Source organism: Evansella halocellulosilytica (assembly GCF_002335745.1).
In the GTDB taxonomy this organism is placed as follows: Bacteria; Bacillota; Bacilli; order Bacillales; family Salisediminibacteriaceae; genus Bacillus_CA; species Bacillus_CA halocellulosilytica.
Map to the genome: position 1 here is coordinate 3,298,266 of NZ_NIST01000001.1, position 16,299 is coordinate 3,314,564.

General features: G+C 36.9%; 16 protein-coding genes. All 16 read left to right on the forward strand.

The window, feature by feature from the left end; all coding sequences use genetic code 11:
- Positions 1 to 19 precede the first annotated feature (19 nt).
- The 16 genes from CD001_RS15850 (at position 20) to CD001_RS15925 (ending at position 16,288) form a co-directional block, all read left to right on the forward strand.
- On the forward strand, positions 20 to 889 hold the full coding sequence (locus tag CD001_RS15850; RefSeq protein ID WP_179298775.1) for a UbiA-like polyprenyltransferase: 870 nt from the start codon (positions 20 to 22) through the stop codon (positions 887 to 889).
- The gene (locus CD001_RS15855) at positions 880 to 1,482 is read left to right on the forward strand and encodes a UbiX family flavin prenyltransferase (RefSeq protein WP_096188625.1); all 603 of its coding nucleotides are present in this window, start codon (positions 880 to 882) and stop codon (positions 1,480 to 1,482) included. The genes CD001_RS15850 and CD001_RS15855 overlap by 10 nt, the downstream gene beginning before the upstream one ends.
- Positions 1,479 to 2,336, forward strand: a complete 858-nt coding sequence (locus tag CD001_RS15860; protein WP_096188626.1) for a menaquinone biosynthesis protein — start codon at positions 1,479 to 1,481, stop codon at positions 2,334 to 2,336. The genes CD001_RS15855 and CD001_RS15860 overlap by 4 nt, the downstream gene beginning before the upstream one ends.
- Positions 2,337 to 2,350: 14 nt before the next feature.
- A complete protein-coding gene (gene hepT, locus CD001_RS15865) occupies positions 2,351 to 3,322 on the forward strand; it encodes a heptaprenyl diphosphate synthase component II (RefSeq protein ID WP_096188627.1) in 972 nt (323 codons plus the stop codon).
- A 367-nt stretch (positions 3,323 to 3,689) separates the two neighbouring features.
- Positions 3,690 to 4,133: a nucleoside-diphosphate kinase gene (ndk, locus tag CD001_RS15870; protein WP_096188628.1), complete on the forward strand. Its 444-nt coding sequence runs from the start codon at positions 3,690 to 3,692 to the stop codon at positions 4,131 to 4,133.
- Between the two features lie 221 nt (positions 4,134 to 4,354).
- Positions 4,355 to 5,128 carry a CheR family methyltransferase gene (locus CD001_RS15875; RefSeq protein ID WP_096188629.1) on the forward strand — a complete coding sequence of 258 codons (774 nt, stop codon included), beginning with the start codon at positions 4,355 to 4,357 and terminating at the stop codon, positions 5,126 to 5,128.
- A gap of 100 nt (positions 5,129 to 5,228) precedes the next feature.
- Complete coding sequence (gene aroC, locus CD001_RS15880) at positions 5,229 to 6,401, forward strand: chorismate synthase (protein WP_096188630.1); 1,173 nt, start codon at positions 5,229 to 5,231, stop codon at positions 6,399 to 6,401.
- The gene (gene aroB, locus CD001_RS15885) at positions 6,401 to 7,495 is read left to right on the forward strand and encodes a 3-dehydroquinate synthase (RefSeq protein ID WP_096188631.1); all 1,095 of its coding nucleotides are present in this window, start codon (positions 6,401 to 6,403) and stop codon (positions 7,493 to 7,495) included. Before aroC ends, aroB begins: the two co-directional genes overlap by 1 nt.
- On the forward strand, positions 7,492 to 7,875 hold the full coding sequence (aroH, locus tag CD001_RS15890; RefSeq protein ID WP_096188632.1) for a chorismate mutase: 384 nt from the start codon (positions 7,492 to 7,494) through the stop codon (positions 7,873 to 7,875). The genes aroB and aroH overlap by 4 nt, the downstream gene beginning before the upstream one ends.
- Positions 7,876 to 8,141: 266 nt before the next feature.
- A complete protein-coding gene (locus CD001_RS15895; RefSeq protein WP_096188633.1) occupies positions 8,142 to 9,671 on the forward strand; it encodes an anthranilate synthase component I family protein in 1,530 nt (509 codons plus the stop codon).
- Entirely contained in the window at positions 9,640 to 10,653 is a 1,014-nt protein-coding gene (gene trpD / locus CD001_RS15900) for an anthranilate phosphoribosyltransferase (RefSeq protein WP_096188634.1), read from the forward strand. Before CD001_RS15895 ends, trpD begins: the two co-directional genes overlap by 32 nt.
- Positions 10,653 to 11,432 carry an indole-3-glycerol phosphate synthase TrpC gene (gene trpC / locus CD001_RS15905; RefSeq protein WP_257009831.1) on the forward strand — a complete coding sequence of 260 codons (780 nt, stop codon included), beginning with the start codon at positions 10,653 to 10,655 and terminating at the stop codon, positions 11,430 to 11,432. The genes trpD and trpC overlap by 1 nt, the downstream gene beginning before the upstream one ends.
- Positions 11,429 to 13,249, forward strand: coding sequence for a tryptophan synthase subunit beta (gene trpB / locus CD001_RS15910; RefSeq protein ID WP_096188636.1), 1,821 nt, complete (start codon positions 11,429 to 11,431; stop codon positions 13,247 to 13,249). Before trpC ends, trpB begins: the two co-directional genes overlap by 4 nt.
- A 1-nt stretch (position 13,250) precedes the next feature.
- Entirely contained in the window at positions 13,251 to 14,048 is a 798-nt protein-coding gene (gene trpA, locus CD001_RS15915; RefSeq protein WP_096188637.1) for a tryptophan synthase subunit alpha, read from the forward strand.
- Between the two features lie 41 nt (positions 14,049 to 14,089).
- Positions 14,090 to 15,172 (forward strand): histidinol-phosphate transaminase, encoded by a 1,083-nt coding sequence (gene hisC / locus CD001_RS15920; RefSeq protein ID WP_096188638.1) that lies wholly within the window; start codon positions 14,090 to 14,092, stop codon positions 15,170 to 15,172.
- A 12-nt stretch (positions 15,173 to 15,184) separates the two neighbouring features.
- The gene (locus tag CD001_RS15925; RefSeq protein WP_096188639.1) at positions 15,185 to 16,288 is read left to right on the forward strand and encodes a prephenate dehydrogenase; all 1,104 of its coding nucleotides are present in this window, start codon (positions 15,185 to 15,187) and stop codon (positions 16,286 to 16,288) included.
- The last annotated feature ends 11 nt before the right edge of the window (positions 16,289 to 16,299 follow it).

Sequence of the window (16,299 nt, forward strand, 5' to 3'; positions counted from 1 at the left end):
TAAGTTAAGTGAGGAATGAATGATGAAAAAGATTCGAATTATCTTAGAAATGATAAAATTTGAACATACGATTTTTGCCCTTCCATTTGCCTTTTTAGGTGCAGTTTTGGGTAGTTTATTAATTGAAGGAAATTGGCCGACAATGAGTGAATGGATATGGATTACTTTAGCAATGGTCGGCGCAAGAAGTGCAGCAATGACTTTGAACAGACTAATCGATGCTAAAATAGATAAAGCAAATCCACGGACGAAAGATCGTGCGATTCCAGCTGGTAAAATATCCATTTTTGAGTCTACTGTATTTATCATTTGTTCATTTGGTTTATTGTTTTTCTCCGCATACCAGTTAAATATGCTGGCTGTCTATTTGTTGCCGGTAGCTGTTTTCTTTTTAGTTTTTTATTCGTATACAAAACGATTTACTTGGTTCTGTCATGTGTTTTTAGGAATTACAATCGGTATTGCGCCACTTGGAGGCTGGGTAGGAGCAACAGGTACGTTAACTTGGGAAGCTGTTGCACTATTTATCGGTGTTGCCTTATGGACAGCTGGGTTTGATGTGATCTATGCAACGCAAGATACAGAGTACGACAAGGATGTAAATTTATATTCGATACCGAGTAAGTTCGGGGTAAGAAAAGCACTAATTTTTGCTAGAGGGTTTCATATAACAAGCTTTCTAGCCATGGTTTCACTCTTTTTTATTGCACCTTTAAGTTGGGTCTATTTAATCGGTGTTTTCATAGTAGGGACAATTATGGTTTATGAACATTCACTCGTATCACCTAAGGATCTTTCAAAAGTTAATGTTGCATTTTTCACAATGAACGGTGTGATTAGTATGGTCATGCTTGCATTTACGATTGGAGACTTATTATTATGGCTTTAACTAAAAAGATTTTCACAGTTGGAATTACAGGTGCTAGCGGGGCAATTTATGGCGTCCGCTTAGTGAATGAACTTCTTAATGAAGGACATCAAGTTCACCTGTTGTTAACCGGCTCAGCATGGCAAGTTTTACATTTTGAGTTGGATGCAGATACGAGTAATGAAGAGAAGTGTATCCATGAAGTATTTGGTGAACATAAAAACTTGATTTACCATACACAGCAGGACTTTAGCGCACCAATAGCTAGCGGTTCATCAAAAAATGAAGGGATGATCATTATCCCTTGCTCAATGGGAACCCTTGCCAAAATTGCAAATGGGATCTCTAGTAACTTACTCGAGAGAACAGCTGACGTTATGTTTAAAGAACGAAGAAAAATAATCGTTGTCCCGCGTGAAACACCTCTACATTCAACGCATTTGGAAAATATGAAAAAAATAAGTGATCAAGGTGGCATAATTGTACCAGCTATGCCAGGCTTTTATCATCAGCCAAAAACCATGGATGATTTAATAAACTTTGTCGTTGGTAAAGTTTTAGATCAACTAGATGTAGACCATTCTTTATTCGATCGTTGGGGTGAAACAACATGAGTTTAGTCATTGGTGAAATTTCATATACAAATATATTGCCTATCTTCTATTACTTAAATCGGGAACGATTAAATGATTTGGGATGTTCTTTCGTACCGAAAGTTCCAGCTGAACTTAATGATGGGATGGAAAAAGGTGAAGTAGATGTCGGAGGGATTTCTTCATTCTCCTTCGGTGAGAATTGGAAGGATTATGAATTGTTGCCAAACTTATCCATTTCATCACCGAAAAATGTTCGTTCAATATTTTTATTCTCAAAGGTACCTATTACGCAGTTAGACAATAAAAGTATTGCGCTAACATCTAGCTCCGCAACGTCGGTTAATTTATTAAAAATATTATTAAAAAAGTTTTATTCATTAAATAATACATATGAAACACTGTCTCCTAATTATGATCAAATGATGAAGTCACACGATGCATGTCTACTAATTGGGGATGATGCAATTAGAACAAAGAAGCATGCTTCGTCGGACATACATTGTTATGACTTAGGATCATTATGGGCTCAATTTACTCATTTGCCAATGACATATGCCGTTTTTGCAGTGAGAAAAGAAGCTTTGAAAAACAATAGCCAAGTGATTGAAGAACTTTACAGGCAGTTTCAGGTAAGTAAGCAGGCATCTATAAAAAATGAATTTAAAGATGTCATACATTCAATTCAAAAAAATATGGGAGGAACAACACAATTTTGGAAAGAGTACTTCCAAGGATTGAATTATGATTTGACGAACAAACATATCGAAAGTTTACGATTATATTTTGACATTGCAAATGAACTCGGGCTTCTTAATGAAAAGGTTGAAGAGATTAAGTTATGGAACCCTAGTGAATTCTGTCAATCAGTATAGTAAGGTGGACGTGTATGAAGTTGAAAGATATTTATTGGCATTTAAGAAATGATATTGCCAGCTTAGAGAAAGAACTCGAAAAAAACATTAATGCAGATCACCCTGTGTTACAAGAAGCATCATCTCATCTCTTAAAAGCAGGGGGAAAACGAATTAGGCCAGTATTTGTCTTACTGTCTGCCCAATTCGGGAATTATAATTTAGAGGAAGTCAAAAAAGTCGCTGTTCCACTTGAAATGATTCATATGGCATCACTTGTTCATGATGATGTTATTGATGATGCAGAGCTTCGCCGGGGAAAAAAAACGATTAAGTCTAAGTGGGATAATCGAGTCGCAATGTATACTGGTGACTATATTTTTGCAAAGGCAATTGAAATGGCTACGTATTCAAAAAGCCCGGAGATTCATACAGTATTATCAGATGCAATGGTTGAAATGTGCCTAGGTGAGGTTGAACAAATTCGCGACCAGTACGATTTTAATCAAAATTTGCGCATGTATTTTCGAAGAATAAAAAGAAAAACGGCTTTACTTATTGCTGTGAGTTGTCAATTAGGTGCAATAGCATCGGACGTACCAAAACATATAGAAGATCAATTAGGAAAGTACGGTTATTATGTAGGAATGGCTTTTCAAATAACTGATGATATTTTAGATTTTGTTGGGACAGAAAAAGAATTAGGAAAACCGGCAGGAAGTGATTTAACACAAGGTAATGTTACTCTCCCAGCCCTATATGCTATGAGTCACGATATAGTCCTAAAGAAGAAAATCATCACTCTATTAAGAGGAGACAGGGTTGAAAGAGAAGAAATGGAAGAAATTATTCAAGGTATAAAGCAGTCAGGAGCTGTTGAATATTCCAAAAATATAGCTGATAAATATTTAGCAAAGTCAAAAAAATCATTAGAGCATTTACCAGATATACAAGCTAAAAAAGCACTTATTCGAATTGCAGATTATATCGGTTCAAGAAAATTTTAAAAGTGGCTGCCCAAAAATTTAAGCTTTTGGGGCAGTCCTTATTTTTTTACGGGATTTGTTAAAATTCACTGTATGAGTCTCGGCGGTTCGTCCGCGGCAAAGAAGACACTGTGAATACAACAGAGTGATGCATGAACAGATGTCGCACTTGTACCTAGATGTGAAAGCGAGCAGATGCATTCCAACGGAGCTGTATGAGATACCAATTTACGAAATTTATCCAACAAAACAAGGCATGCTAACCTTTTAAAAAAGTTGCCCACTAATAGTTGACGCAAACAAATTCGCGTTTGTGATTCTTGTGAAAATTTGCTATAATCAAAAAGGTTCGCACAAAATATCATACATAATTTAGGGGGTACATCAAATGGAACGTACATTTTTAATGGTAAAACCTGATGGAGTACAACGTAATTTAATCGGTGAAATCGTTTCTCGATTTGAAAAGAAAGGATTTACTTTAGTAGGAGCAAAATTGATAGCGGTTTCAAAAGAACTTGCTGAAACACATTACGGTGAACATAAAGAGCGTCCATTCTTTGGTGAACTAGTAGACTTTATCACTTCTGCACCAGTCTTTGCTATGGTTTGGGAAGGTGAAAATGTCATTAGTGAAGCCCGTAAGATGATGGGGACGACAAACCCTCAAGAAGCATTACCGGGAACAATACGCGGCGATTTCGGAATGCAAGTTTCCATGAATATTATTCATGGATCAGATTCTCCAGAAAGTGCAAAAAGAGAAATTGAACTATTCTTTAACGAAGAAGATGTACTATCTTATGAGAAAACGTTAAAAAGCTGGATATAAAAAGTGAGAAAAACTGTCGTTACAATAGCGGCAGTTTTTCTTTTTGCTAGCTTCTAACTTTTTTTTGGAAGCATCCCAGACATTTCAAGGTATTTTTCCTACCTTTAAAGATTTATATGTGAAGATATCAACTATCTCTTTTATATTCAGGATGAAAAATATATACTAGTTTACAAATATAAAATTACATCACTGCAAAAGATCGGGGAGAAACTGTTCAGATGGAAGACTACATACAATTCATTAAACAAATTAATAAAAAAACTGGAATTGATTTATCACTTTATAAAGAAGCACAAATGAAAAGAAGGCTAAATTCATTAAAAAATAAGCGAGGCTTTCAAACATTTCTTGATTACTTTCAGGCGATAAATAAAGATGCTGAATTATTTGGTGAATTTTTAGATCGGATGACAATTAATGTATCTGAATTTTTCCGAAACCGAAGCCGATGGGATGTACTCCAAACGAAGATCTTTCCCAAATTAATTGACGGACGTAAAAAAATAAAAATATGGAGTGCTGCTTGTTCAACAGGTGAAGAACCTTATTCCCTTTCGATTATGTTAAAAAGAGATTTTAAAACGATCCCACATGATATTTTAGCAACTGACCTAGATGAAGGAATATTAAATCGGGCAATTGCAGGATTTTATTTAGATCGTTCACTAAAAGAAGTAGAAGAAAAGGATCTAAAGGAATCGTTTATTAAAGATGGAGCAGGATATCGTGTTAACGATAAAGTGAAACAGTACATTCGATTTAAAAAACATAATCTATTATCTGATGATTATGAGAACAACTTTGATTTAATCGTTTGCAGGAATGTTTTAATCTATTTCACCGAAGAAGCTAAACATGAAATTTATACGAAATTTAGCAAAGCATTAAGGCCAGGCGGAATTTTATTTGTCGGAAGTACTGAGCAAATTTTTAACCCTCAGCAGTATGGGTTAAAAACAGAGGAAACATTTTTTTATCGAAAGGAACAATAAAATCTTACAAATACCTTGAAAAAAATTCGTTTTTCGCTCACAATATAACAAACTAAGAATTTAATGCATAAAAGCGATAAAGAACAATGGAGCTGATGACATGAGGTTTTTAACTGCAGGTGAATCACACGGACCAGAATTAACGACAATTATTGAAGGGGTACCTAGCCATTTACCTTTAACTGAGGAAGATATTAACAAACACCTTCAAAGACGTCAAAAGGGCTATGGTCGAGGACGACGAATGCAAATAGAAAAAGACCAAGTTCGTATTACAAGTGGAGTCAGGCACGGGAAAACGACAGGTGCTCCGATTACTCTTCACGTTGAAAATAAAGATTGGAAACATTGGCAGAGGATCATGGGGAGCGAACCAATTAGTGAAGAAGAGGAAAAGGAAATTAAACGAAAACTAACGAGACCAAGGCCAGGACATGCTGATCTAAATGGTGCGATTAAATACCGCCATCGAGATATGAGAAACGTATTAGAACGTTCGTCTGCAAGGGAAACGACAGTGAGAGTAGCAGTTGGAGCGGTTGCCCAAAAATTACTTGAATATTTTAAAATCGAGCTTTGCGGGCATGTTTTAGAGATCGGTGGTATTCGTTCTAATGACTGCTCTTACACGTCAATTTATGAACTAAAAACGAAATCAGAGGAATCAGAAGTACGTTGTCTTGACGCTGAAGCTTCTAAAAAAATGATGGAAGCAATTGATCAAGCAAAAGAAGACGGAGATTCAATTGGTGGAGTAGTTGAGGTCGTTGCCGTAAATGTACCAATAGGGTTAGGGAGCCACGTCCATTATGACAGAAAATTGGATGGGAAAATTGCCCAATCTGTCTTGAGTATCAATGCTTTTAAAGGTGTAGAAATTGGAGTTGGCTTTGAGGCTGCAAGAATGCTCGGAAGCCAAGTTCATGATGAAATCATTTATATTGAAGGTGAAGGTTTTTCAAGAAATACGAATCGTTTAGGAGGCTTTGAAGGAGGAATGACCAATGGGATGCCCGTCGTCGTTCACGGTGCAATGAAGCCGATACCAACACTATACAAGCCTTTGCAAAGTGTTGATATAGATACGAAAGAACCATTTTCTGCGAGTATAGAAAGGTCAGACAGCTGTGCAGTCCCTGCAGCAGCAGTAGTTTGTGAGGCAGCTGTCGCTTGGGAATTAGCGAATGCCTTTTTAGAGAAATTTGGATCAGATACAATAGAGGATATACATGATCATTTCGAGCAGTACGAAAGTAAGGCGAGGGAATTTTAATGATCGATCCTAAATTGACAGTCGAAACCTCTCAACATCAATACCCAATACTTGTTCATGAAGGAATTCGCTTCCACGCTGAGGAGTATATTCTTAAATACGTAAATGAGAAACCTTCTAAGGTTTTGATTATTACGGATAGTCATGTAAAGAACTACTATTTAAAAGATGTACTAAGTTCTTTTTTAAGCCAAGATCGGGTATTTACTTTTGTTATTCCTTCAGGAGAACAATCTAAGTCGTTTACAATGTATGAAGAGCTTTTGACATACGCATTAAAGAAAGGTCTCGATCGTAAGTCTCTGATCATTGCTTTAGGAGGGGGCGTTGTCGGTGATATTGCCGGGTTTGTGGCTGCCACTTATATGCGCGGCATACCATTTATACAAATGCCGACGACTTTACTCGCTCACGACAGCAGTGTAGGAGGAAAAGTAGGAATTAACCATGAGTTAGGGAAAAATATGGTAGGCTCTTTTCATCCGCCTTCTTTAGTATTATATGACCCGGAGTGTTTATTATCTTTACCAGAACGAGAATGGCGGTCAGGATTTGCCGAAGTATTAAAACATGGCTTTATTTCTGACTCATCCTTTTTAAATTGGCTGCAGGAAAATGTTACGACGTTACACTCTTGGGACATGGAACTGCTTACCAATATGTTAGTAGATTCAATTTCTGTTAAAACAAAAGTTGTTGAAGAAGATGAAAAAGAAAGAGGAATTAGAGCTTATTTGAATTTCGGACATACATTAGGTCATGCAATTGAAGCTGAACTAGGATATGGAAAAATCACCCATGGTGAAGCGGTTATCATTGGTATGCTTTTCGCTTTAGAATTAAGCGAGAAATATTACGAAGTTTCGTTGCATGTAGATTCTTTTAAAGATTATCTTAAGCAATTAAATTATGACTTTGAAATTCCCGAAAACATTGAAACGAACAAATTAATGGAAAGAATGAAAAGAGATAAAAAATCAGTTTATTCAACAGTACGATTTGTTTTGCTAAAAGATCTCGGAGTACCATCTTTAGTGGAAGTAGACGAAAATGCGATATATTCATTGTTAAATAGAAAGGAGAATGAACATTGATACGCGGGGTAAGGGGAGCGACGACTGTAAAACAAAATGAGGAAAAAGAGATTATCGAAGCAACAGAAGAGCTACTTAGAAAGATGTCAGAGAAAAATGACTATGAACCTGAACATATTTCCCATATAATCATTACGATGACGCAGGACTTAAATGCCGCATTTCCTGCTGGTGCTTTACGGTTAATTGAAGGTTATCAATATGTTCCTGTTATGTGTGCCCAAGAAGTTCCTGTACCTGGAAGTTTGCAATATTGTATACGGATTATGTGTAATATAGAAACGAATAAAAATCAGGATGAAATACAACATGTTTATTTAAAAAATGCTGTTCATTTAAGACCAGATTTAGTATTGACAAATGAATCGAAGTCACGTTAGGATATTTACAAGAATAGATTAGAATTTAGCAAAGCAAGTATTACTTATTTTTATTTGAGCTGAGAGTAAATATATTAGATGAGTTGAGAGAAGTTGAGGAGAGCTGAGCAGAAGATTGATGTATCAATGAATACATACGTCTGCCGTCTCGGGCAGGCGTTTTATTTATATTGATACTTTAATGGTTTAAATCGATAAAATTGAAGAGTTACCCCATTATCTCTCCTGGCTTCAATTACTCAGATTCTAACGAGAGGGTGAATCTTGTGATTGAACCAAGCCAACAAACATTTGCATCTTATGCAAAATCCTACAAAACAATCCCAATGTCACGAACAATTGTTGCAGACACAACAACTCCGATTCAGTTATTTCACTTATTTCATGATCGGGCAGCTTTTATTTTGGAAAGTAAAGATGAACTTTCAATTTGGTCTAATTATTCGTTTATTGGATTAGATGCTACTCACGTATTAGTTGAGCGTCATGGAAAGTACCATTTTGAATCGGTAAATGGCTTAAAAATTTATGAAGGCGCACATATTCAAGAGGTTTGGGATAAAAGTCTCGAATATTACGGTTTGCCTCCTGACCTACCAGACACGCCCTTCCCAGGAGGAGCGGTCGGATACTTTAGCTTTGAATCTTACCATTTAAATGAAAAACGATTAAATGATTCAACTGAGGATGATCAAAAAGTGTGTCTCGTGTTTTGCGAAAAAATCCTTGCTTTCAATCATAATAAAGAACAGCTCACACTTATTCATTATGAAAGATTTGATGGTGAAGTAAATAAAGCCTATAGCAGAGGTGCAAAGAAATTAGAGGAATTAATAAATACGATAAGCAGAGGCAAAACGACTAATACTGTGATACAAAGTCAGTTGAAAACAAGTGAAGACGTATTTAATCAAGTCAGGTCAAACGAAACGAAAGAGACTTTTATCGAAAAAGTCAAAAAAGTAAAAGAATACATTACTGCCGGAGATGTTTTTCAATGTGTGTTGTCACAAAAGTTTTCAATACCTGTAAAATCTTCCGGAATTAATTTGTACCGGGTACTCAGAAAGGTTAACCCTTCCCCTTACTTATATTATTTAAGGTTTGGAGACGAAGAGATTATCGGCAGCTCTCCTGAAAGGTTAATAAAAATTGATACGAATCGTGAATTAGAAATTCATCCGATCGCGGGAACTCGTCCAAGAGGTAAAACGAGATTAGAAGATAAGGAATTAGCTTTAGAGCTACAAAACGATGAAAAAGAACGGGCAGAGCATTTAATGCTCGTGGATCTCGCCAGAAATGATATCGGAAAAGTGAGTGAATATGGATCTGTTCATGTAAAAGATTTAATGTCATTGACATATTTCTCGCACGTCATGCATTTATTTTCAAAAGTTTACGGCCAATTAAGAAAAGGTACACAGCAGTTCGAAGCTCTATTTTCAGCTCACCCGGCGGGTACTGTATCAGGTGCTCCTAAAGTAAGAGCTGTTGAAATTATCCAAGAATTAGAGGAACAAGAGCGCGGTGTGTACGCAGGTGCGATTGCATACTGCGGATGGAATGGAGCAATTGACTCATGTATCGCCATTCGAACGATCATTTTAAAAAATGGAGTCGCTTCTGTTCAAGCTGGTGCAGGTATTGTACATGACTCTATCCCTGAGGTCGAATATGAAGAGACGAAAAACAAAGCGAAAGCATTGTTGTATGCAATTAAGTTAGCAGAACTGCAAAATGAAGAAAGCGAGGTAAATAATAATGACAAACTATTTAAAGAGCTTATTAAATAAACAATCATTATCAAAAGAAGATTCAAAACAACTAGTGAGACGAATGATGAACGGAGAAATCGTAGATGAACAAATCGCAGCAATATTATCAATCCTTCATTATCGCGGGGAGACGGTTGATGAAATGATTGGTTTTGCACAAGGAATGAACGAACAAAGTATTCAAATAAGTCCTGACATTCCAGTCATTGACACTTGCGGTACGGGTGGTGATGCAACAGGAACGTACAATATTTCTACAGCTGTCGCCATTTTACTAAGTTCATTAAACGTTCCTGTTGCAAAACACGGGAATAGGAGTGTTTCATCTAAAACTGGGAGTGCAGATGTATTGGAATACCTAGGGGTTCCTATACAAACGACGAAGGAAGAAGCAGTTGGGCAGTTAAAAAAGAATTCCCTCTGTTTTCTATTTGCCCCGATTTATCATTCTGCAATGAAGCAGGTTGCTAATGCAAGAAAAAGACTCGGTGTAAAAACGATATTTAATTTATTAGGCCCTTTAACGAATCCAGCAGGAGCAACTCATCGGTTAATTGGTGTATACGACAGAGAGCAAGGTAGGAAAATGGCATTTGCCTGTAAAGAATTAGGGGTTCATCGAGCATTGTTTGTTACGGGAGCAGACGGCTTAGATGAAATGACGATAACGGGGGAGACATTTGTGACGGAATTGAATAATGAAGATATTACTGAATATCGTTACAAACCTGAAGATGCTGGACTCCAACAAGGAAAATTAGACAGTGCGATCGTTCATACAGTGGAAGAGAGTGGCGAATTAATGATGAATATTTTTAATAAGAATGCATCACCTGAAGCGACCAACCTCCTTTTATTGAACGCAGGAGCAGCATTGTATATATCGGGAAAATGTGAATCGATAAAAGAAGGTGTAATAGCTGCAAGAGATGGTTTAGGTGAGAAAGTTTTAACCCATTTACAAAAGCTCCAGCAAAGTAAAAAGGAAGTGTTAGCATAATGTCAATATTAGATACAATTGTCGAAAAAAAGAAAGAAGAAGTAAAAGCTCTTCAACCACTTAATCATAATGACACGAGCAGTTCATCAAATCGTTCATTGTACAACACTTTAAGAAATCCGAATCATTCAATTGGAATTATTGCAGAAATTAAGAAAGCCAGTCCGTCTAAAGGAGTCCTTGTCGATCAATTCAATCCTGTGCAGCTTTCACGTCAGTACGAACAGATTGGGGCAGATGCAATTTCTGTCTTAACAGACAAAACGTTCTTTCAAGGAGATAAACAACATTTAATCAATGTGAAAAAAAGTGTGTCATTGCCAGTTCTTCGTAAGGATTTTATTATTAATGAAATGCAAATCTATGAATCGAAACTAATAGGAGCAGATGCGATTCTATTAATTGCAGCTATATTATCGAAAAGTCAATTACAAGAATTTTTTCTCATTGCAGAGGAAATGAAATTAGAAGTACTCGTTGAAGTTCATAATGAAGAAGAGCTTCAAAAGGTTTTATCCGTTACAAACCCTAAGCTGATTGGTGTTAATAACCGAAATTTAAAAACATTTGATACAACTATTGAAACATCTGTAGACCTTCGTCCACTAATCCCACAAACATCTTTATGTATTAGCGAAAGCGGAATTAAGACGAAAGAAGATATTAACTTATTAAAAAAAATAGGCGTTCATGGCATGTTAGTAGGTGAAACGTTCATGAAAAGTCACGATAAACAATCAGTCGTGAATCATTGGTTTGAAGGAGAAGGTGCATCATGACCCCACTTTTGAAATATTGCGGAATGCGTACAGAACAAGATTATCTCCATGCGCTTAAATCAGGTGTCGATTTTATTGGTTTTGTATTTGTTAAAAGTAAACGACAAGTTAATCCAGACGACGTTAGAAAATGGGTGAATCAATGTCCACCACGATATTCCCAGCAAATTGCTGGAGTCTTTGCCAATCAATCGAATGAAAGTATGATGAAAATCGCACATGACTGTCAGTTAGATATGATTCAATTACATGGAGATGAAAGTGTCGCTCAATTGAAAGAGTTAAAGCGTGATACAACTGCGAAAATATACAAAACGATCCATCATGATCGTCATGCCTTCGAAAAAATGAAGCAGTATAATGGATTAGCAGACGGGTTCATTATTGATACGAAAACACCTGAACTTGGTGGCAGCGGAATTTCCTTTAATTGGGATCCGGTTCCTCAATATATGGAAGAAGCAATAAAACAAGGGGTACCTTGCTTCATTGCTGGAGGAATAAAAATTGAAAACCTTAACGAGCTTCTTCAATACAACCCAATAGGTATCGATATTTCTTCTGGCATAGAATCTGAAAAAAGAAAGGACGAGTTTAAAATGCAGACGATTATGGATATGACAAAGAAATCGTATAGTGAGCCAGATCACCTAGGAAGGTTCGGTGATTATGGCGGAAAGTATGTCCCAGAGACCTTGATGTATGCATTGGATGAACTAGAAAAATCGTTTGAATCGATTCGCCACGATGCAACTTATGATAAAGAATTAATTGAAGAATTAAAAAGGTATTCCGGAAGACCTACAGCCTTAACAAAAGCGCAGAGGTTAAGTGAACATTTAGGTGGAGCGCAAATTTTTTTAAAGCGAGAAGATTTAAATCATACAGGTGCCCATAAAATAAATAACGCGATTGCTCAAGCGCTGCTCGCAAAACGAATGGGAAAAACGAAAATTATCGCAGAAACAGGTGCAGGTCAGCATGGGGTTGCTTCTGCTACGGTCGCAGCAAGGTACGGCTTATCATGCAAAGTGTTTATGGGGAAAGAGGATATGAAGCGCCAAGAGCTTAACGTATTTAGAATGGAATTGTTAGGTGCTGAAGTAGTAGAAGTAAATAGCGGAGGGAAAACATTAAAAGATGCAACAAATGAAGCAATTCGATACTGGGTTTCAAATGTGGAAGATACCTTTTATTTGATAGGTTCAGCAGTCGGACCACACCCGTATCCGAAAATGGTTAGAGAGTTTCAAAGTATTATAGGAAAAGAAAGTAAAGAACAGTTTCTTGAAGAATTCAATACATTACCTGATGAAGTTATCGCTTGTGTAGGAGGAGGCAGTAATGCGATTGGCATGTTCTATCCATTTATTGACGATCACGTAAAATTAACTGGCGTCGAAGCTGCAGGGAAAGGAATAGAAACTTCTCAACATGCTGCAACGCTCTCTAAAGGTCGAAAAGGTGTATTACATGGATCTTTATCTTATTTAATACAAGATGAAAATGGGAATATCATTGAACCGTACTCAATTTCAGCAGGGCTAGATTATCCTGGAATTGGACCTGAACATGCACACCTTAAAGAGATCGGCAGGGTGAAATATGAATCGATTACAGATGTTGAAGCGATAGAAGCATTGAAACAATTATGTGAATTAGAGGGAATATTACCCGCTTTAGAATCTTCTCATGCATTGGCATATGCGATGAAAAGAGCAAAGGAACGATCAAGTCATGAACGTCTGCTCGTTTGTTTATCAGGTAGAGGAGATAAAGATGTCCATACGATTAGAGAAGCGTTAGGAGAGGTGTAATATGAATCGATTACTTGAACAGACATTTCAACAAAAGCGTAAAAAATTCGTTCCTTATATTATGGCTGGCGACCCAAACTTAGAAGCTTCGATAGATATTGCTCTCACATTACAAAAATCCGGTGTTGATGCTTTAGAATGGGGAGTTCCATTTAGCGATCCTCTAGCTGACGGACCAGTTATTCAAGAAGCAGGAATGCGTGCAATGGCAAATGGAATGAATTTAAAAAAAGCAATTCTAGGTATTAAGGAAGCAAGAAAGAGAGGGTTGACTATACCGGTCATCTTATTTACGTATATAAATCCGGTATTATCGCTTGGAGAAGAACAAACAGTCAAGATGATGGATGAATCAGGTATTGATGGTATTTTGATTCCTGACATGCCAGTTGAAGAAAGTGATAAACTTCGCCGTTTATGTAAAAGCGACAAAAAATCTTTCATTTCATTAATTACTCCAAGTTCAAGGGAGCGCATGAAAAAAATTTCATTAGTCAGTGAAGGGTTCTTGTACTTTGTCACTTCTTATGGTGTTACCGGAACTAGGGAATCGTTTTCAGATATGATCGATAAACCGATAGCAGAAGTGAAAAAAATCACAAACGTTCCAGTGTTAGCAGGGTTTGGTATATCAAAACGTGAACATGTATCCTTTTTCCGAGAACGGTGTGATGGGGTTATCGTTGGAAGTGCTCTAGTTGAGACTATCGGTAAAAATGAAATAGCATTGCAATCTTCCTCTGAAAAAGAAATTGCATTAAATAAGATAAAAGGGTTTGTACAAGAGCTCATTTCGTAATACGATAGTAGATAATCGTTATACTTTGGAGGAGAAATAAGATGAGAGTAAAAGAAACAATGCTAGATCTTGTACCATATCAGCCAGGAAAGCCAATGGAAGATGTAAAAAGAGAGTTAGGCTTAGATAAAGTCGTAAAACTAGCCTCAAATGAGAATCCTTATGGATGTTCGCCAGCAGTAAAAGAAACGATTGAAAAGTCATTTCAAGACTTATCGATATATCCCGATGGCTATGCCCGACAATTACGACAATCAGTTGCTGAGCATTTAGGAGTACGTGATACTCAGCTTATTTTTGGGAACGGTTCAGATGAAGTCATCCTCATCCTTTGTCGTTCAATATTATCAAAAGACGATAATATCGTTACAGCAAGTCCAACATTTCCGCAATACCGCCATAATGCAGTGATAGAAGGTACCGAGATAAGAGAAGTACCATCTGTTGATGGCGTCCATGATCTTGATGCAATGTTAGAAGCGATTGACGAAAAGACGAAAATGGTATTTGTTTGTAATCCAAATAATCCTACTGGCACATACGTAAATGATGAAAAATTTAATCGTTTTATAGAGAAAGTACCTGAAGATGTTTTTGTCGTTAGTGACGAAGCATATTTTGAATATGTTGCTGCGGATGATTACCCGGATACGTTACCGCTTCTTGAGCAGTATCCAAACTTAATTATTTTAAGAACTTTTTCAAAAGCGTATGGCTTAGCTTCTTTGCGGATCGGTTATGGTGTTGCACACGAAGCCCTCATTAAAGCAGTAGACCCTGGTAGGGAGCCCTTTAATACGAATACATTAGCTCAGAGAGCTGCCCTGGCTGCATTGAAGGATCAGCAATTTATTCGGGATTGTTTTGAAAAAAATAGAGCAGAAATGAAGAAATACGAAGGATTTTGTAAGGAGTATGGATATAAATATTACCCATCGCAAGCAAATTTTATTTTAATTGACTTTAACATACCAGGAGGAGAAGTATTTGACCGGTTGTTAAAAAAAGGATTTATTACAAGAAATGGAGAAGCGTTAGGCTTTCCGACTGCTGTACGGATTACACTAGGAAACCGAGAACAAAACGATCAAATCATCAAAGAGCTTAAACATATCAGCTCATAGGAGGAAACTTTTGTGGAAAAAAGAGTGTTATTGATCGGCTTAGGGCTGATCGGCGGCTCTCTTGCACTATCGATCAAAAAAGAGCACCCTGAAGCATTCATAGTCGGTTTCGATGTGGACGAAAGTTCAATGAAACTAGCACGTTCATTAAAGATAATAGATCAAATAGGAGAAAACCTTCAAAATGAAGGTGAAAGAGCAGACTTAATCATTCTTGCAACACCTGTACAAAGTGCGTTAACCGTATTAAATGATTTGCGACAATGTCAGTTTAAAAATAACTGCATTATTACAGATGTTGGAAGTGTGAAAAAAGATATTGCCGAACAAGGGCGTTCCTTCGCTAGTGGGAGAGCAACATTTATCGGAGGACATCCGATGGCTGGATCACATAAATCAGGTGTACAAGCATCAAGTGACAGACTTTTTGAGAATGCTTATTATATATTAACACCGAGTAATGAAACGGAGACAAGTAAAATTATTACGTTGCAAAACTGGCTTAGGGGCACAAAAGCAAAATTCATACAATTAGCTCCAGAGGATCATGACCGGTACGCTGGGATGATCAGTCATCTACCTCACCTTATTGCAGCCTCACTTGTACATCATATTGCAAAATTAGGCAAAGGTGAGCCTTTAGTAAACGAGCTTGCAGCAGGTGGTTTTAGAGATATCACTAGAATTGCTTCTGCTTCTCCTACGATGTGGAGAGATATTACGTTGCAAAATAAAGACTCTCTCATACGTATGTTTGATGAATGGAACAACTTAATGAGAGATGTTCAATTGTTATTAGAAGAAGGTGATAGCCAAAAAGTATACTCGTTTTTCTCTGAGGCGAAAGCTATTAGAGACGGCCTTCCTGCCAAAAAGAAAGGGGCAGTTTTGCCATTCTACGATTTGTACGTTGACGTACCAGATCATCCAGGTGTGATCTCTGATGTGACAGGAATCCTTGCAAAACAATTAATAAGTATTACGAATATTAGGATCATTGAGTCGCGAGAAGATATTATGGGTGTATTACGGCTTAGTTTTCGTTCAGATAATGATTTACAAAAAGCAAAAGAAACGTTAAAGGACCATATGTATGATACATATGAACTAACCTAGGAGTGAAGCAT